The organism is Arthrobacter sp. B1I2, from assembly GCF_030816485.1.
In the GTDB taxonomy this organism is placed as follows: Bacteria; Actinomycetota; Actinomycetes; order Actinomycetales; family Micrococcaceae; genus Arthrobacter.
Genome location: NZ_JAUSYC010000001.1, coordinates 3,075,340 through 3,093,489 on the forward strand (window position 1 = coordinate 3,075,340; position 18,150 = coordinate 3,093,489).

Sequence of the window (18,150 nt, forward strand, 5' to 3'; positions counted from 1 at the left end):
CACGTTATGACCAATCCTGTTGCTGCCGGCGGCTACCCCCAGGGCGTCAAACTGGGGGTGGACGTCGGCACCGTCCGGGTAGGGGTTGCCATCTGCGACCGCGACTCGATCCTGGCCACGCCGCACAAGACCCTGGACCGGAACGTCAAGAAAAACTCCGACGTGCGCGTTATCGCCAAACTGGCCGAGGAACTCGGCGCAGTGCAGGTCTTCGTCGGCCTGCCCAGGACGATGAAGGGCGAGGAGCACGCCTCCGCGAGGATGGCCACGGACTACGCCCTGCTCCTGGCCGCGGAGTTCTCCAGGCGTGGCCTTGCGGTCCCGGTCAACCTCGTGGACGAGCGCCTCAGCAGTGTCACGGCCCACCGAAACCTGCATGAAGCTGGCATGAGCAGCAGGGACCACCGTAAAGTAGTTGATCAAGTCGCGGCGGCAGCCATTCTTCAGCACGCCATCGACATGCAAAAAGCCAGGGGAGCGGATGTCGGCTCACGCGTGACAGCGCCATCCCCGCCCGTGGACATGGGGGCCGGTGGGGTGGACAAACCCGTCCGCGCCGTCCCCGCAGACACGGCCCGATCTTCAGATAATGGAAGGCAACAGTGAGCCCTGCCAACATCGACGACACCTCCGGCCCGGTGGACAACGGGGCCGCAAGGCCGTTGACCCGCAAGGAAATGAGGGCCCGGCAGAGGAACCTCAACACCGGAGGCCAGGACGCCGTTCCCGAACAGGCGTATGAATCGGGCGATGTTCCGCCGCCCCCTGCCATGCCACCGGCCGCCACGTCTCCCGCGGTCGAGCCGACCTTTGCCCCGCTCCCGGGCGCCAATGATGTTCCGCCGGCTCCGGAAACACCGCCGTCCATCCAGGACGCACAACCCGCAGACGCACCGCACCAGTACGTTGCCGACGACGAGCCGCATCACCACGAGGACGACGTGCATGCCGCCTATGCCACACCCGTGATGGCCGGCCATCGGCATGCAGCAGACGGACACTTCGCGGACGAGGTCCACTATGCCAACGGGCACGACTACCCGGACGGCGTGCACGATGAGCATGCCCACGAGCCCTCGGGGCATTACGCCGATGACCACCCGGACGCCCCACACGCCGACGCGGGCCACGAGCTGCTTCCCGGATCATCGGCAGCCCAGGTAGTGCCCCGGCCGTCGAAAAAGGTCCGGCGCCGCCGCAGGCTGCTGGCCCTGTTCCTGACGCTGGCTGTCTTCGTGACGGCCGTGGCCGTCGGGGCCCAGTTCCTCAAACCCCTCCTCGGCAACGGAAAGCCTTCGGACTTTCCCGGTCCGGGAACCGGAGAGGTCCAGGTGACCGTATCCACTGGCGAAGGCACGCGTTCTGTCGCCAGTGAACTGGAAAACCAGCGCGTCGTTGCCAACGCGGATACCTTCATGCAGGCGTTCCACGCGTCGGGCGGGACGCTTGCCCCGGGTGACTACACCTTCAAGCTGGAAATGAAGAACGCCGACGCGGTCAACGTCCTGCTCGGCAAGGACAAAACCAAAGTCATCTACTTCGCCCTGAGCGCGGGCCTGCGGATCGGCGAGTCCCTGCAGGCCATTTCCGAGGGGTCCGGAGTGTCCGTGCAGCAACTGCAGGCGCTCAGCAACCAACCGGCCCAGTTCGGCCTGCCCGCGAAGGCCAAGAACCTCGAAGGGTACCTGGCACCCGGCGAGTACCGCTTCCCCCTGGGCACCCCGGGCAAGGACATCCTGCAGGCGCTGGTGAAGGCCACCACCGATGAACTCGTGTCGCAGGGCATCAGCGATCCGGCCAAGCAGTACGAGGCCGTCATCGTGGCCAGCATCGTCCAGGCCGAGGGCGGCCAGGCCGACTACGGGGACGTCGCGGGCGCCATCTACAACCGGCTCAAGCCCAACGACCAGACCGGGGGCTTCCTGCAGGTTGACTCCGCGGTCACGTACGGCCTTGGCACCCGGAGCTTCAACTTCACGGATGAGCAGCGCAACGACAAATCCAACCCGTACAACACCTACGCGAATCCTGGGCTGCCGCCGGGACCCATCGGTTCCCCCGGAAAGACTGCCATCGACGCAGCCGCCCGGCCAAAGACCAACGATTACCTGTACTGGGTGACCATCAACCTGGACACCAAGGAAACCAAGTTCGCCAAGACGCTTGCCGAGCACAACGCCTACGTCGAGCAGTACAACGCCTGGTGCCAGGCCAACGCGGGCCGCTGCACATGAGCCTGCGGGCTGCCGTCCTGGGCCACCCGATCAGCCACTCGAAATCCCCGGCGCTGCACCTCTCCGCGTATGGGCAACTGGGCGCAGGCATCAGCTATACGGCCATTGATGTCACCGAGGAGTTGCTGCCGTCCTTCATGCGCCAGATCCGGCACCAGCCGGGCTGGCGGGGGCTCTCCGTCACGATGCCGTTGAAGACGGCCATGCTCGACCAGGTGGATGAGGTGCGGGGCGTGGCGCAGACCCTTGGAGTGGTGAATACCGTTACCTTCGAGGAATCAGCCGGCGGAATCAGGACGGTAGGCTCCAATACGGACGTCACCGGCATCGTCAGCGCTCTTCGCCATGCCGGCACGCCGGCAGCACCGTCGGCTGTCATCCTCGGCGGTGGCGGAACTGCTGCATCGGCTGTCGCTGCCCTGAAGGAACTGGGCACCGGGACAGTACAGGTGTTCGTCCGTGATGCGTCGCGGACGGCTGATGTCCGCGCAGCCGGGGACAGCCTGGAAGTGGCCCTTGAAATCCATCCCCTGGCTGAAGCCGCCCGCCCCACTGCGGAAGCCGACGTCGTGATTTCCACGCTGCCGCCCCGTGCGGCAGACGGACTCGCTGCGGAAGTTGCCGCGCTGAAGACTCCGACGCCAGGCGTACTGCTGGATGTTGCCTACGATCCCTGGCCCAGTCTTATCGCCTCGGTATGGCAGTCCGGTGGCGGCCGCGTCGTGCCGGGCCTGGAGATGCTGCTCTACCAGGCAGTGGAGCAGGTGCGGCTCTTCACCCGGAGTGGGGAAGACGTTAATGCAGCTGTCATAGATGTGATGTGTGACGCAGTCGGCCTAGCCCGGCGGGCGTTCTGACCGCCCTACGTGGCAGGATGGAAATTATGCGTTGGTTGACTGCCGGTGAATCCCATGGTCCGGCTCTAATGGGAATTATTGAGGGCGTCCCCGCCGGTGTGGAAATCACCAGCGGGAACATCGCAGCCTCCCTGGCCCGCCGCCGTCTTGGTTACGGACGCGGTGCGCGGATGAAATTCGAGCAGGACGTGGTCACGATCCTCGGCGGCGTCCGGCACGGCATCACCCAGGGCGGTCCCGTGGCCATCCAGGTGGGAAACACGGAATGGCCCAAATGGGAACAGATCATGTCCGCCGATCCCGTGGACCCCGAACTCCTGGCCGACCAGGCCCGCAACGCGCCCCTGACGCGCCCGCGGCCGGGGCATGCAGACTTCACCGGGATGCAGAAGTACGGCTTCGACGAAGCGCGTCCGGTGCTGGAGCGCGCCAGCGCCCGGGAAACCGCCACCCGCGTTGCGCTGGGCACCGTAGCCGCACAGTTCCTCAAGCAACTCGGCATCGAACTTGTCAGCCACACTGTGTCCATCGCCAGCGTGACGGTGCCCGAAGGCCGCCCGCTGCCCGTACCAGGTAACGTAATCGCCCTGGATGCCGACCCCTTGCGCTGCTTCGACCGTGAAACCTCGGATGCCATGGTGGCTGAGGTGGACGCCGCCCACAAGGAAGGCGAAACGCTGGGCGGTGTGGTGGAGGTCCTGGCTTACGGCCTCCCGCCCGGACTTGGCAGCTACGTTCACTGGGACCGCCGGCTGGACGGCAGGCTGGCCGCGGCCCTCATGGGGATCCAGGCCATCAAGGGCGTCGAGGTCGGCGACGGCTTCCTGACCGCCGCCCGCCGTGGTTCTGCCGCCCATGACGAAATCGTCCGCGACGCCGAGGGCCGGATTGTCCGCGCCAGCAACCGTGCCGGCGGCATCGAAGGCGGCATGAGCATCGGGGACGTCCTCCGCGTCCGGGCAGCCATGAAGCCCATTGCCACGGTGCCGCGTGCCCTGCGGACCATCGATGTCAGCACCGGCGAACCGGCCAAGGCCCACCACCAGCGCTCTGACGTCTGCGCAGTCCCGGCCGCCGGCGTGGTGGCCGAGGCCATGGTGGCCCTGGTCCTCGCCGAGGCCGTCATCGAAAAGTTCGGCGGTGACTCAGTGGCGGAAACCGCGCGCAACATCAAGGGTTACCTGGACAACATCCCGGCATCCCTGGACTCGATCGGCCAATAGTGCTCCACCGCAGCAGCACCGGACCTGCCGGCAACCGGCCGATCGTGCTGATTGGCCCCATGGCCGTCGGCAAATCGGCCATCGGGCAGCAGCTCGCACAGCAGTTGGGTGCCCGGTTCGTTGACACCGATGCCGTCATCGTTGCCGGACATGGATCCATCGCCGAAATCTTCGCCGGCCGCGGTGAGCGCGCCTTCCGGGAAATTGAGGCGCGGACCGTTGCCCGCGCCGTCGAGGAAGCCGAAGGGACACCCACCGTGATCTCACTGGGCGGGGGCGCGGTGCTCGACTCGGGGACGCAGCAGCTGGTCAGCCGGTGCACCGTTGTGTACCTGGAGTGCGACGCCGATACTGTGGCAGACCGGATCGCCCGGAACTCCGGCCGGCCACTGCTTGCCGGCGACGCCATGGGCCGCTGGACAGCAATGTTCGCCACCCGCAGGCCGGTCTACGAGAAGCTGGCCGACATCACCCTGGACGTCCGCCACGGCTCGATACCCGAGCTCTGCGGCCGGCTGGAAGCAGCACTGCGGAACCACGCAGCTGCCAAACAGGAAGTTGAAAAGTGAACATGCAATCAACAGTCATCAACGTCACCGGCGAAGGTGCCGGCAACAACTACGGCGTCGTCGTGGGGCGCGGCCTGCTTGGTGACCTTCCCGCGTTGCTGGGGGAGCGCGTCCGCCGGGTCCTGGTGATCCACCCCCGTGCCCTGCGCCTCACCGGCGATACCGTCCGCGACGAGCTCGCAGCCGCCGGCTTCACCTCCCTCACCGCCGAAATCCCGGACGCCGAAGAGGGCAAGCACATCCAGGTGGCAGCATTCTGCTGGCAGGTCCTGGGCCAAAACGACTTCACCCGCTCGGACGCAATCGTCGCCGTCGGCGGCGGCGCAGTCACCGATCTGGCGGGCTTCGTGGCCGCCACCTGGCTCCGCGGGGTCAAAGTCATCCACATGCCCACCAGCCTGCTTGGCATGGTGGACGCGTCCGTGGGCGGCAAGACCGGCATCAACACCGCAGAGGGGAAGAACCTGGTAGGCGCCTTCCATCCGCCCGCCGCCGTCCTGGCGGACCTGGACACCCTGGACACGCTGCCGAAAAATGAGATCATTTCCGGCCTGGCGGAGGTGATCAAGTGCGGCTTCATTGCCGATCCCGCCATCCTGGACCTGGTGGAAAAGGACCCGGCCGCCGTGGTGGACCCGCGCTCCGGGGAGCTCCGGGAACTCATCGAGCGGGCCATCGCCGTGAAAGCGAAAGTGGTGTCCGAGGACCTCAAAGAGTCCGGGCTGCGGGAGATCCTGAACTACGGACACACCTTGGGGCACGCCATCGAACTTGTGGAGCGGTACGCCTGGCGCCACGGCGCCGCGGTGTCCGTGGGCATGATGTTCGCAGCCGAACTTGCGCGCAGCGTTGGGCGGCTCAGCGATGCCGACGCCGACCGGCACCGGAGCATCCTGGAGGGGCTTGGGCTCCCGGTCACCTACCGGCGGGACCGCTGGCAGGGACTGCTGGACGGGATGCGCCGCGACAAGAAGTCCCGCGGCGATCTGCTGCGCTTCGTCGTGCTTGACGGCATTGCCAAACCGGGGATCCTCGATGTCCCGGACACGTCGCTGCTGTTTGCGGCTTACCAGGAAATTGCTTCCTGATGCAGGGCGACATGAGCGGTACCTCCGACTGGCCCGAGGCCGGGTTCCCGGGCATCCGGATCAACCCGGATACCCTGCTGCCCCAGATCGTCAATGAGGACGCCGTGAGGGAAGCGTTGGGCGCCTCAACCAACCCCGCGGACCACATCTTCGTGCTGCTGGTTGAGGGCCACGCATCCGAGGCAGCCGAACTGCTGGCCGAGGCACGTTTCAAGGACCCGGAGTCGTTCCTGCTTCGCGTGTTCGAGGCCGAGGTGCTGAGCGTCAGCCACCGCATGGACCGTGCCATCGCGCTGTTCCGCCAGCTCCTGGCCGAATCGCATGGCACGCCGCGGGAGGCGCTTGCCCTTCAGTACCTGGGCCGGACGCAGTACGCCGCCGGGCAAACCTCCGCCGCGGTTGAGTCCTTCTCCAGGGCGCTGGACCTGCGGGTGGCGCAATCGGCGGATGCGGCCCAGATTTACTCTTCAACGGTGGCGCTGCAGCGGGCCAGGGACGTCCTGGACCTGGCCTGCTGAGCCGGGAGTCAGTGGCTGCGGAAAGGCAGCCCGCTATTTACCGGTAGAATGGTTGTGGAATTTTTGCATCCACGCGATTTTTGACAAATACGTGCAGGCGGGCCGTTACGGCGTGCCCGCCGGAATACAGATCTGACCCGAGCGGCCAGACAAAGAAATTAGAGGAAACCAGTGGCAACCACTAACGACATTAAGAACGGAACGGTCCTGAAGCTTGAGGGCCAGCTCTGGAACGTCATCGAATTCCAGCACGTCAAGCCCGGCAAGGGCGGCGCCTTTGTGCGGACCAAGATGCGCAACGTGATGTCCGGCAAGGTTGTTGACAAGACCTTCAACGCCGGGCTCAAGATCGAGACGGCCACCGTGGACCGCCGCGACTACCAGTACCTGTACCAGGACGGTGCGGACTTCGTCTTCATGGACACCTCCGACTACGACCAGATCACCGTTTCCGGTGCCACGGTTGGCGACGCCACCAACTTCATGCTTGAGAACCAGATGGTCAACATCGCCATCCACGACGGCAACCCCCTCTACATCGAACTGCCGCCGAGCGTCGTCCTCGAAATCACCTACACCGAGCCGGGCCTGCAGGGCGACCGCTCCTCCGCAGGCACCAAGCCCGCCACCCTGGAAACCGGCTACGAGATCCAGGTCCCGCTGTTCATCGAGAACAACACCAAGGTCAAGGTGGACACCCGCGACGGCAGCTACCTGGGCCGGGTCACCGAGTAGTGAGCGCCCGCGGTAAAGCCCGCAACAGGGCACTGGATGTTCTTTTCGAGGCGGAGCAGCGCTCTGTTTCGGCGTTCGACGTGCTGCGTGCACGCCGGGAAAAGACCGACCAGGTGGTCAACCCCTACACGTTGGAAATCGTCGAAGGCGTGCTGTCCCAGCAGGCAGCCATTGATGAGTTCCTGGAGACGTACTCGCAGGGCTGGAGCCTGGAGCGGATGCCGTCAGTAGACCGCATCATCCTGCGTATCGGCACCTGGGAGCTTCTTTACAACGACGACGTCCCTGACGGCGTGGCGGTCAGCGAGGCTGTCGCGCTGGCCAAGACGCTGTCCACGGACGAGTCTCCGCAGTTCATCAACGGTCTGCTGGGCCGGCTGCAGCAGCTGAAGCCTTCGCTGCTCGCGTAGCCTTCCACCACACACAACAGGGCCCCGCCATCCGGCGGGGCCCTGTTGCGTCTATCGCGTAGTCGCCGGCAAAGCTCACCCGGCCAAGGCCGCCCTCAGGGCGACGATCCGCTGGAGCTGCTGCCTTTCCTCGGCCTGGTGCAGCGGAACGTCACGTCCGCTCAGGATCCGCTGGCGGGTGTTGGCAAGCTGGGTGGCCGCCTTCAGGAACTGCTTCATCTGCCGCTTCCTCCCCGAGCCCGCGGCCCACGCCAGGACCATGCGCCTGCCGCCGTGGGTCGCCAGCAGCTGCACTTCCGCCGGGGTAAACCATCCCGCTGCGGCGTACTCCAGCAGGCGCTGGCGCGTCAGGCGCTTCTCGGCCACCCGCAGGAAGATGATGCCGCCCACCGCCAGCACGAAGATCGGCACCTGGACCAGGATGTAGTCCAGCAGGAATCCCTGGCCCATGCTGTTCCACCGGTTGTGCAGGAACATGGCCGGCAGCAGCCCCACGAAAAAGGCGCCAATCGAAGCGCCGGTATGCCAGCGCCTGGCGGCAAAGCCCATGACAAGCCCGGTGGTGCCGGTAAAGATCGCATGGGCGAACGGGGACATGACGCCGCGGAGGAAGAAGACCTGGGCGAAGTCGCTTGCCGGTGATGCCGATTCCGCGATGGCCCTGCCGAAATAGAGGATGTTTTCGGTGAAGGCGAACCCGCCGGCGATCGTGAAGGCGAACACCACGCCGTCCACGGGCCCGTCGAATTGCCGGCGCGCCGCGAGAAGCAGGATGAGCAGGCCAAGAGACTTGGCGAATTCTTCCACGATGGGTGCCTGCACGGTGGCCATGTAGGTCTGCAGGTCAGGCTGGTCGGTGAACTGGAAGGCGATGACGAAGAACGGCTGGATGAGCAGGGTCACGGCAACGGAGACCGCCGCACCCCACGTGAAGGCGAAAAACAACAGCCGTTTGGGTTCCGGTTCCCACCGGTCAATGATGTGGACCGCCGCCAGGACCACCGCCAGCGGGATCAGGGATGCAAGGAAACCAATCAGGAATCCGGCGGCACCAGTGTTGGACAGGAGGAACGGCACCACCAGGAACAGGCTCAGGAAGGCGAGCAAACTGCCGGCAACTGTCAGCCCCACCAGCCCGCCGCGGGTCCGCGACGCCTGCAGTGCCGCGCCTTCGGCGTGCGGCGGTACCACCCCCTCCAGCGGCCGGCCCTGGTGCCCCGGCGCTGCGCGGTAGTGTTCCGGCTGCACCTGGCCCATCCAGCTTGGATTGGCCTGCCGGGGCAGGGGAGCGGTGCTCCCGCGGTAGGGGTCGTCGGGGAGTCCGGAGGAAGGCTGCTGCGGATACATCGGCATACCCGAAAGCCTAAGCGGGGGCCACCGCACCACAAAGGATCCTGCCGTCCGGGGCCCGGGATGTGACCATCACCGCGTTATCCAGCGACAGGCGGGCGCGGACCGTGTGGTAATTTTGAACAGCAAATATTCCTTTTTTAATTCCGTCCTGTGAGGCGGGGAAAGGGGAGACGAGCGTTGACTTCTGTCACCAGCGCACCGGTTCCAGCCAGGGTTGTCCTCAGCCAGGCGGACATTGACCGGGCCCTCACTCGTATCGCCCACGAGATCCTCGAAGCCAACAAGGGATCCCGGGATCTGGTCCTGCTGGGTATTCCCCGCCGCGGCTACCCGCTGGCTGTCCGGTTGGCAGAAAAAATTGCCGCCGCGGACAACACCGTTGATGCCGCCGCGATCGTGGGCCAGCTCGACGTCACCATGTTCCGCGACGACCTCTCGCACCAGGGAACACGGCCGCCCTACCCCACCAGGCTGCCCCGGACAGGCATCGACAACAAAGTGGTGGTGTTGATCGACGACGTACTGTACTCCGGCCGGACCATCCGTGCCGCCCTGGACGCACTCGTGGACCTCGGCCGCCCCCGCATTGTCCGGCTTGCAGTCCTGATCGACCGGGGCCACCGCGAACTTCCCATCCGGGCGGACCACGTGGGCAAGAACCTGCCCACCTCTTCTGCGGAAAAGGTCCGGGTCCGGCTCGAGGAAACAGACACGTCCGACGCCGGAACCCCGGTCAACGAAGTCGTGATCGAGGGCGGCGCATGAAACACCTCCTGTCCACCGAGGACCTCAGCCTCTCGAACGCCATCCGCATCCTGGACACCGCCGAGGAAATGTCGGCCGTGGGGGAGCGGGAAGTCAAGAAGCTTCCGGCGCTGCGCGGACGCACAGTGGTCAATCTTTTCTTCGAGGACTCAACCCGGACCCGCATCTCCTTCGAAGCCGCGGCCAAGCGGCTGTCAGCGGATGTCATCAACTTTGCCGCAAAGGGTTCATCGGTATCCAAGGGCGAGTCCCTCAAGGACACCGCCCAGACGCTGTCCGCCATGGGCGCCGACGCCGTGGTCATCCGGCACTGGGCCTCCGGCGCACCGCACCGGCTGGCCGCAACCGACTGGATCGACGCCGCCGTCATCAACGCCGGCGACGGCACCCATGAACACCCCACCCAGGCCCTGCTCGACGCCTTCACCATGCGACGGCACTGGGCCCGCCTCGCCGGCACCGGTTCTGAGGGGACGGACCTCAAGGGCATGCGGGTAGCCATCGCCGGCGACGTCCTGCACTCCCGGGTGGCGCGGTCCAACGTCTGGCTGCTCCGGACACTCGGGGCGGAAGTCACCTTGGTGGCGCCTCCCACCCTGCTGCCGGTCGGCGTCGACAAATGGCCCTGCAGTGTCAGCTACGACCTCGACCAAACCCTGGCAAACGGCGTCGACGCGATGATGATGCTCCGGGTCCAGGGCGAACGCATGAATGCCTCGTTCTTCCCCAGCACCCGGGAATACTCGCGCCGCTGGGGCTTTGACGACAACCGCCTCCGCGCCCTCGACGACCTTGGCATGACGGACACCATCATCATGCACCCGGGGCCCATGAACCGGGGCCTGGAAATCAGCGCCGCCGCGGCGGATTCCCCCCGTTCCACCGTCCTGGCCCAGGTCCGCAACGGTGTGTCCGTGCGGATGGCCGCACTGTACCTGCTGCTCTCCGGGGATACCCGCGAACCAGCCGCATACCGGGCACCGGCCTATGCCGCCGCCCCGTCCACGAAGGAGAGCAACTGATGGCAGCCAACACCGGAACCTACCTCATCCAGGGCGCAGCCATCCTGGGCGGTGACCCCACGGACCTGCTGGTCCGTGACGGCATCATCGCCGAGATCGGCAGCGGCCTTACCGCTGACGGCGCGACGGTCATCAACGCCGCCGGCCTGGTGGCACTGCCCGGCATGGTGGACGTCCACACGCACCTCCGCGAACCGGGCCGCGAGGACGCCGAGACCGTGGAGACCGGAACGCGGGCAGCGGCGCTGGGCGGCTACACGGCCGTGCACGCCATGGCCAACAGCACCCCCGTTGCGGACACGGCAGGCGTGGTGGAACAGGTCTACACGCTGGGCCGGGCAGCCGGCTGGGTGGACGTCCGCCCGGTGGGTGCCGTCACGGTTGGCCTCGCAGGGGAGCAGCTGGCCGAGCTGGGCGCCATGGCCGATTCCCGCGCCCGGGTCCGGATGTTCTCCGACGACGGCATTTGCGTCCATGACCCGGTGCTGATGCGCCGCGCGCTGGAGTACGTCAAAGCGTTCGACGGCGTGGTGGCCCAGCATGCGCAGGAACCGCGCCTGACCGCCGGTGCCCAGATGAATGAAGGCGACGTCTCAGCGGTCCTGGGCCTCACCGGCTGGCCTGCGGTCGCAGAGGAAAGCATCATCGCCCGCGACGTCCTGCTGGCCCAGCACGTTGGTTCCCGCCTCCATGTGTGCCACGTGTCCACGGCCGGCTCGGTGGAAATCATCCGCTGGGCCAAAGAACGGGGCATCGACGTCACGGCCGAGGTCACCCCGCACCACCTCCTGCTTACCGACGACCTGGTGCGCAGCTACGACCCCGTCTTCAAGGTCAATCCGCCGCTGCGCACCGACGCCGACGTCCAGGCATTGCGTGCCGGGCTGGCAGACGGAACGATCGACGTTGTGGGAACCGACCACGCCCCGCACCCCAGCGAGCACAAGGAATGCGAATGGGCGCAGGCAGCCATGGGCATGACCGGGCTTGAAACCGCCCTGTCCGTAGTACAGCACGCCATGATCGAAACCGGCCTGATGACCTGGGCGGACTTCGCCCGGGTCACGTCCACGGCGGCCGCCAAGATCGGCCGGCTGGGCGACCAGGGCCGGCCCATCGAAGCCGGGGAACCCGCCAACCTCATCCTGGTGGACCCGGCGGCACGCTGGACGGTGGACCCGTTCAAGATGGCCACCATGGGGCGCAACTCGCCGTTCAAAGGCAGGGAGCTCCCTGGCAAAGTGGTGGCCACCTTCTTCAAAGGGCACCCCACCGTCCTTGGCGGCGCACTCAACACGCCGCACCCGGAAGCCGCCACAACGCCGGCAGGCGCTGCCTGATGGACAAGATCCTTCCCGGACTTGCCATGCTGGCGGTAGTCGCCGTCGTATTCGTCCTGCTCGCCGTGGGCTGGCGCAACCGTTTGAGGCGCCAGTCCGACGTCGAACAACTGCCCCAGGTGCCCGCCGCCCCCGGTGAGCCCACCGCCGCTGCCGAAGGGCAGTACGTGGCCACCACCACGGCCGGCGACTGGCTGGACCGGATCGCCGTGCACGGGCTGGGCATCCGCACCAACGCCACCCTTGAGGTGTACCCGCACGGCGTCCTCTATGAGCGGTCAGGCGCGCCTGCCCTGTACGTCCCCGCAGCCGCCATGACGGATATCCGGCAGGACAGCGGCATGGCGGGTAAGTTCGTGGAAAAGGACGGCCTGCTGGTGCTCGCCTGGACGCTTGGCGCACACGAGCTGGACACCGGCTTCCGGACCCGCCGCGCAGCGGACAAGGACGTGCTTTACCAGGCCCTTCAGGATTTGATTTCGTCAGCCCCAGCGGCTGGTGCCACCAGTGGAAAGTAAGACAGTGAAAGCGAATACATTGACAGCAACCACCTCCGCTCCGGCAGCGCTTGTTCTCGAGGACGGGCGAATTTTCCGCGGCACCAGCTATGGCGCCACCGGCACCGCCCTGGGCGAGGCCGTCTTCGCCACCGGCATGACCGGCTACCAGGAAACCATCACGGACCCGTCCTACGCCCGGCAGCTGGTGGTGCAGACCGCACCGCACATCGGCAACACCGGCGTGAACAATGACGACGCCGAGTCCCGGCGCATCTGGGTGGCCGGCTACATCGTGCGCGACGCCGCCCGCCGCCCCTCCAACTGGCGCTCTGAGCGGTCGCTGGATGAAGAGCTGGTGGCCCAGGGCATCGTGGGCATCCAGGGCGTGGACACCCGCGCCATCACCCGGCACCTGCGCGAGCACAAGACCATGCGCGCCGGGATCTTCTCCGGCGAGGCAGCACAGGCAACGGACAAGGAACTGCTCGACGCCGTCCTGGCCAGCGCCCCCATGGAGGGTTCGCGCCTGGCCGAGGAAGTCAGCGTGGACGAAGCGTATGTGGTGGAGCCGAAGGACCATGGCTGGGACGGTGAACCCCGCTTCAGCATCGCGGCGATCGATCTCGGCATCAAGGCCATGACCCCGGTCAGGTTTGCCGAGCGCGGCGTCCGCGTCCATGTGCTTCCCGCCACCGCCACCCTGGAGGACGTCAAGGCCGTCAACCCGGACGGCTTCTTCATGTCCAACGGCCCCGGCGACCCCGCGACGGCGGACGCACAGGTCAAGCTGCTGCGCTCGGTCCTCGACGAAAAGCTGCCCTACTTCGGCATCTGCTTCGGCAACCAGATCCTGGGCCGCGCACTGGGCTTTGGCACCTACAAGCTCCGCTACGGCCACCGGGGCATCAACCAGCCCGTGATGGACCGGCGCACCGGCAAGGTGGAGATCACCTCGCAGAACCACGGCTTTGCCGTGGACGCCCCGCTCGACGGCGCCACCCAGGCCCCGGAGGCACGCTACGGGCGGGTGGAAGTGAGCCACATCAGCCTGAACGACGACGTCGTGGAAGGCCTCGCCTGCCTGGACATCCCGGCGTTCTCCGTGCAATACCATCCGGAAGCTGCGGCCGGCCCGCACGATGCCGCCTATCTGTTCGACCGCTTCATCGACCTCATGGAAGGCACGCGGGACGGCAGGAATGCCAACCTGTCGAAAGAGCCCGTGGACTCGGCCCACCCCGCGCAAGCGGACAACAACAGCGCCGGGCACAAAAACGACAACAAGACTGAGGACAAGAAGTAATGCCAAAGAGAACTGACCTTAAGAGCGTCCTGGTCATCGGTTCCGGCCCGATCGTCATCGGCCAGGCCGCCGAATTCGACTACTCCGGCACCCAGGCACTGCGTGTCCTCAAAGAGGAAGGCCTGCGCGTCATCCTCGTGAACTCCAACCCGGCCACCATCATGACCGACCCCGAGTTCGCGGACGCCACCTACGTCGAGCCCATCACCCCCGAGGTGGTGGAGAAGATCATCGCCAAGGAACGCCCCGACGCCGTCCTGCCCACCCTGGGCGGCCAGACCGCACTGAACACGGCCATCGCCCTGGACAAGAACGGCGTGCTGGAGAAGTACAACGTCGAGCTGATCGGTGCCAACATCGCCGCGATCGAGCTTGGTGAGGACCGCGAGAAGTTCAAGGGCGTCGTGGAGCGCTGCGGCGCCGAGTCTGCGCGCAGCCACATCATCCACAGCATGGACGAGGCCCTCACGGCGGCCACGGACCTGGGCTACCCCATGGTGGTCCGCCCGTCGTTCACCATGGGCGGTCTGGGCTCCGGCCTGGCCTACAACGAAGAGGACCTGCGCCGCATCGTGGGCCAGGGCCTGCAGTACAGCCCCACCAGCGAGGTGCTGCTCGAAGAGAGCATCCTGGGCTGGAAGGAATACGAGCTCGAGATGATGCGGGACAAGAACGACAACGTTGTTGTGGTCTGCTCCATTGAGAACTTTGATCCCGTGGGCGTGCACACGGGCGACTCCATCACGGTTGCTCCCGCGCTGACCCTCACGGACCGCGAATACCAGAAGCTCCGCGATGTGGCCATCGCCGTCATCCGCGAGGTGGGCGTGGACACCGGCGGCTGCAACATCCAGTTCGCCATCGATCCCGCCACCGGCCGCGTCGTGGTCATCGAGATGAACCCGCGCGTCTCCCGGTCCTCGGCACTGGCGTCCAAGGCCACCGGCTTCGCCATCGCCAAGATCGCCACCAAGCTCTCGCTCGGCTACACCCTGGATGAGATCCCCAACGACATCACGCAGAAGACCCCCGCATCGTTCGAACCCACCCTGGACTACGTGGTGGTCAAGGTTCCGCGGTTCGCTTTCGAGAAGTTCCCGGCAGCGGACAACACCCTCACCACCACCATGAAGTCGGTGGGCGAGGCCATGGCCATGGGCCGCAACTTCACCGAGGCACTCCAGAAGGCCCTGCGCTCCCTCGAGCAGAAGGGTTCGCAGCTGGACTTCAGCAGCGTCCCGGAGTGGGAAGTCGCGGAACTGATCGAAAAGGCCAAGCGCCCTACCACCGAGCGCCTGCACCAGGTCCAGCGCGCCCTCCTGGGCGGGGCCACCGTGGAACAGCTCTTCGAAGCCACCAAGATCGACCCCTGGTTCCTCGACCAGCTCCAGCTGCTCAACGAAATCTCCCACGAGATCCGCCAGGCCGGCGCCCTGACCGTTGACATGCTCAAGCGCGCCAAGCGCCACGGCTTCTCCGACGAGCAGATCGGCGCACTGACGCACAACTCCGAGGCCGTGGTCCGCGGCGTGCGCCAGGCACTGGGCATCCGTCCGGTCTACAAGACCGTGGACACCTGCGCCGCCGAATTCGCCGCCTACACGCCGTACCACTACTCGGCCTACGACGAGGAGGACGAGGTTGCGCTGCACTCCAAGCCGTCCATTCTGATCCTCGGCTCCGGCCCCAACCGCATTGGCCAGGGCATCGAGTTCGACTACTCCTGCGTCCACGCCTCCATGGCGCTGCGCAAGGCCGGCTACGAGACCGTCATGGTCAACTGCAACCCGGAAACCGTCTCCACTGACTACGACGTCTCCACCCGCCTGTACTTCGAGCCGCTCACGCTCGAGGACGTGCTGGAGGTCATCGCGGCCGAGGAACGCACCGGCGGCGTCATGGGCGTGTTCGTCCAGCTCGGCGGCCAGACCCCGCTGAAGCTCGCGCAGCAACTGGCCGACGCCGGTGTGCCGATCCTTGGCACCTCACCGGAGGCCATCGACCTCGCCGAGCACCGCGGCGCCTTCTCGCGGGTGCTGGACAAGGCCGGCCTGGTGTCGCCCAAGAACGGCACCGCCGTCTCCTTCGAGGACGCCAAGAAGATCGCCGACGAGATCGGCTACCCGGTCCTGGTCCGCCCGTCCTACGTCCTCGGCGGCCGCGGCATGGAAATCGTCTACGACGAGCCCAACCTTTCCCGCTACATCGCCAACGCCACCGAAATCACCCCGGACCACCCGGTGCTGATCGACCGATTCCTGGAGGACGCCGTCGAAATCGACGTCGACGCCCTCTTCGACGGAACGGACATCTACCTGGGCGGCATCATGGAGCACATCGAGGAAGCCGGCATCCACTCCGGTGACTCCGCATGCGTCCTGCCGCCGATCACCCTGGGAAGCAACGTGATCGAACGCGTCCGCGTGGCTACCCGTGCCATCGCCGAAGGCGTGGGCGTGCGCGGCCTCATCAACATCCAGTTCGCGCTGGCCTCGGACGTCCTGTACGTCCTGGAAGCCAACCCGCGCGCCTCCCGGACCGTGCCGTTCGTGTCCAAGGCCACGGGCGTCCAGATGGCCAAGGCCGCTGCCCTGATCGGCACCGGCGTCACCATCAACCAGCTCCGCAGCGCCTACAAGATGCTGCCGGAATCCGGCGACGGCTCCACCCTGCCGCTGGATGCCCCGGTGGCCGTCAAGGAAGCAGTCCTGCCGTTCAGCCGCTTCCGCACGGTGGAGGGCAAGGTCGTCGACTCCCTGCTGGGCCCGGAAATGCGCTCCACCGGCGAGGTGATGGGCATCGACAAGCACTTCGACACCGCCTTCGCCAAGAGCCAGGCCGCGGCCAACAACGCGCTGCCCACCGAAGGCAAAGTGTTCGTCTCCGTCGCCAACCGGGACAAGCGGTCCGTGATCATGGGCGTCAAGCGCCTCTCGGACCTCGGCTTCGAGATCGTCTCGACCGGCGGCACCGCCGACGTCCTGCGCCGCAACGGCATCCAGGCCACCCCGGTCCGCAAGGTCGCCGAGGGCAGCAGCGCCGAGGGCGAAGGCACCATCGCTGACCTGGTCATCGCCGGGGAGATCGATATGGTCTTCAATACCCCCTCCGGCGGCGAAGCCCGCAGTGACGGCTACGAACTCCGCGCCGCGGCCACATCCATCGGTATTCCGTGCATCACCACGGTGGCAGAGTTCAACGCCGCCGTGCAGGCCATCGAAGCCATGCGCACCTACGAGTGGTCCGTCACCAGCCTGCAGGAGCACGCCGCCGCGCTTGCGGAATCACAGAAGGCTGCCCTGCAGCATGCCTGAGCAGGTACCCGGCATCCATCAGGTACCAGGCGCCGGCCGGGAGTCTTTTGGCTCCCGGCTCGGCGCGGCCATGGCCGCCCGCGGTCCGTTGTGCGTGGGCATCGACCCGCACCCTGCATTGCTGAAGAGCTGGGGGCTGGACGACGACGCCGCGGGGTTGAGGCGCTTTTCCCTGACCGTCCTGGAGGCGGTGGCTTCGCTCGCTGCCGCGGTAAAGCCGCAGGTGGCCCTTTACGAACGCCACGGTTCGGCGGGCATGGCGGTGCTGGAGGAAGTCCTGGCCACGGCGCGGGACGAGTCGGTCCTCAGCATCGCTGATGCCAAACGGGGCGACATCGGTTCCACCATGGCCGCCTACGCCGATGCGTGGCTTCGGGATGAGTCGCCGCTGGCGGCGGACTCCGTCACGCTGAGCCCCTACCTTGGCTTCGAGTCGTTGCGCCCTGCCCTGGACCTCGCGGCGGAAACCGGGCGGGGTGTTTTCGTGCTGGCGCTGACCTCCAACCCTGAAGGCGCTTCCGTCCAGCACGTCGGTGGAAAGGACTCCGTGGCCCGCAGGATCACGGAGGCGGCCGCGGCGGAGAACTCCCGGTACGGGGGCAGCCTGGGTTCGGTGGGCCTGGTGGTGGGTGCCACCGTTGGCAGTGCCCTGGCAGACCTTGAACTGGACCTCGCTGCTGTCCGCGGCCCCATCCTGGCACCTGGTCTCGGGGCGCAGGGGGCCACGCCTGCGGACCTTCGGGCCACGTTCGGTGACGCCTACCCGCTGGTCCTGGGAACCTCCAGCCGCGACATCCTTTCCGCGGGACCGCAAACCGGCGGGCTGCGGGACGCTGCCCTGCGCACGCTTGACGGGCTGCGGGGACAATAGGCTGCAATTGCCGCAATGCATTGATTCGGGCTGCACCAGAGGGTAGTT

General features: G+C 66.5%; 17 protein-coding genes. 16 read left to right on the forward strand and 1 reads right to left on the reverse strand.

The window, feature by feature from the left end; all coding sequences use genetic code 11:
- Positions 1–6: 6 nt before the first annotated feature.
- The 9 genes from ruvX (at position 7) to nusB (ending at position 7,634) form a co-directional block, all read left to right on the forward strand.
- Positions 7–606 (forward strand): Holliday junction resolvase RuvX, encoded by a 600-nt coding sequence (gene ruvX / locus QFZ57_RS14355; RefSeq protein WP_306900699.1) that lies wholly within the window; start codon positions 7–9, stop codon positions 604–606.
- On the forward strand, positions 603–2,234 hold the full coding sequence (mltG, locus tag QFZ57_RS14360) for an endolytic transglycosylase MltG (RefSeq protein WP_306900700.1): 1,632 nt from the start codon (positions 603–605) through the stop codon (positions 2,232–2,234). Before ruvX ends, mltG begins: the two co-directional genes overlap by 4 nt.
- Positions 2,231–3,091: a shikimate dehydrogenase gene (locus tag QFZ57_RS14365; protein ID WP_306900701.1), complete on the forward strand. Its 861-nt coding sequence runs from the start codon at positions 2,231–2,233 to the stop codon at positions 3,089–3,091. The genes mltG and QFZ57_RS14365 overlap by 4 nt, the downstream gene beginning before the upstream one ends.
- 23 nt (positions 3,092–3,114) lie before the next feature.
- The gene (gene aroC / locus QFZ57_RS14370) at positions 3,115–4,314 is read left to right on the forward strand and encodes a chorismate synthase (protein WP_306632526.1); all 1,200 of its coding nucleotides are present in this window, start codon (positions 3,115–3,117) and stop codon (positions 4,312–4,314) included.
- The gene (locus tag QFZ57_RS14375) at positions 4,314–4,883 is read left to right on the forward strand and encodes a shikimate kinase (protein WP_306900702.1); all 570 of its coding nucleotides are present in this window, start codon (positions 4,314–4,316) and stop codon (positions 4,881–4,883) included. Before aroC ends, QFZ57_RS14375 begins: the two co-directional genes overlap by 1 nt.
- Positions 4,884–4,885: 2 nt before the next feature.
- A complete protein-coding gene (gene aroB / locus QFZ57_RS14380; protein ID WP_373461312.1) occupies positions 4,886–5,971 on the forward strand; it encodes a 3-dehydroquinate synthase in 1,086 nt (361 codons plus the stop codon).
- Entirely contained in the window at positions 5,971–6,489 is a 519-nt protein-coding gene (locus QFZ57_RS14385) for a tetratricopeptide repeat protein (protein WP_306900703.1), read from the forward strand. Before aroB ends, QFZ57_RS14385 begins: the two co-directional genes overlap by 1 nt.
- 171 nt (positions 6,490–6,660) lie before the next feature.
- Positions 6,661–7,224, forward strand: coding sequence for an elongation factor P (gene efp / locus QFZ57_RS14390; RefSeq protein ID WP_018769313.1), 564 nt, complete (start codon positions 6,661–6,663; stop codon positions 7,222–7,224).
- Positions 7,224–7,634 carry a transcription antitermination factor NusB gene (nusB, locus tag QFZ57_RS14395; RefSeq protein WP_018769312.1) on the forward strand — a complete coding sequence of 137 codons (411 nt, stop codon included), beginning with the start codon at positions 7,224–7,226 and terminating at the stop codon, positions 7,632–7,634. The genes efp and nusB overlap by 1 nt, the downstream gene beginning before the upstream one ends.
- Before the next feature lie 75 nt (positions 7,635–7,709).
- On the opposite strand, the gene QFZ57_RS14400 is transcribed toward nusB, so the two are convergent.
- The gene (locus QFZ57_RS14400; RefSeq protein ID WP_373461313.1) at positions 7,710–8,981 is read right to left on the reverse strand and encodes a PrsW family intramembrane metalloprotease; all 1,272 of its coding nucleotides are present in this window, start codon (positions 8,979–8,981) and stop codon (positions 7,710–7,712) included.
- 183 nt (positions 8,982–9,164) lie between these two features.
- Between QFZ57_RS14400 and pyrR the strand changes: the two genes are divergently transcribed.
- Genes pyrR through pyrF form a run of 7 tightly spaced genes read left to right on the forward strand, consistent with a single transcriptional unit; the run spans position 9,165 to position 18,102 of the window.
- Entirely contained in the window at positions 9,165–9,752 is a 588-nt protein-coding gene (pyrR, locus tag QFZ57_RS14405; protein ID WP_306631039.1) for a bifunctional pyr operon transcriptional regulator/uracil phosphoribosyltransferase PyrR, read from the forward strand.
- The gene (locus QFZ57_RS14410) at positions 9,749–10,774 is read left to right on the forward strand and encodes an aspartate carbamoyltransferase catalytic subunit (RefSeq protein WP_306631040.1); all 1,026 of its coding nucleotides are present in this window, start codon (positions 9,749–9,751) and stop codon (positions 10,772–10,774) included. The genes pyrR and QFZ57_RS14410 overlap by 4 nt, the downstream gene beginning before the upstream one ends.
- Entirely contained in the window at positions 10,774–12,114 is a 1,341-nt protein-coding gene (locus QFZ57_RS14415; protein WP_306900705.1) for a dihydroorotase, read from the forward strand. Before QFZ57_RS14410 ends, QFZ57_RS14415 begins: the two co-directional genes overlap by 1 nt.
- Positions 12,114–12,632: a PH-like domain-containing protein gene (locus QFZ57_RS14420; protein WP_306900707.1), complete on the forward strand. Its 519-nt coding sequence runs from the start codon at positions 12,114–12,116 to the stop codon at positions 12,630–12,632. The genes QFZ57_RS14415 and QFZ57_RS14420 overlap by 1 nt, the downstream gene beginning before the upstream one ends.
- On the forward strand, positions 12,613–13,917 hold the full coding sequence (carA, locus tag QFZ57_RS14425; protein WP_373461252.1) for a glutamine-hydrolyzing carbamoyl-phosphate synthase small subunit: 1,305 nt from the start codon (positions 12,613–12,615) through the stop codon (positions 13,915–13,917). Before QFZ57_RS14420 ends, carA begins: the two co-directional genes overlap by 20 nt.
- Positions 13,917–17,231 (forward strand): carbamoyl-phosphate synthase large subunit, encoded by a 3,315-nt coding sequence (gene carB, locus QFZ57_RS14430; protein ID WP_306900708.1) that lies wholly within the window; start codon positions 13,917–13,919, stop codon positions 17,229–17,231. Before carA ends, carB begins: the two co-directional genes overlap by 1 nt.
- Positions 17,224–18,102 (forward strand): orotidine-5'-phosphate decarboxylase, encoded by an 879-nt coding sequence (gene pyrF / locus QFZ57_RS14435; RefSeq protein ID WP_306900709.1) that lies wholly within the window; start codon positions 17,224–17,226, stop codon positions 18,100–18,102. The genes carB and pyrF overlap by 8 nt, the downstream gene beginning before the upstream one ends.
- The last annotated feature ends 48 nt before the right edge of the window (positions 18,103–18,150 follow it).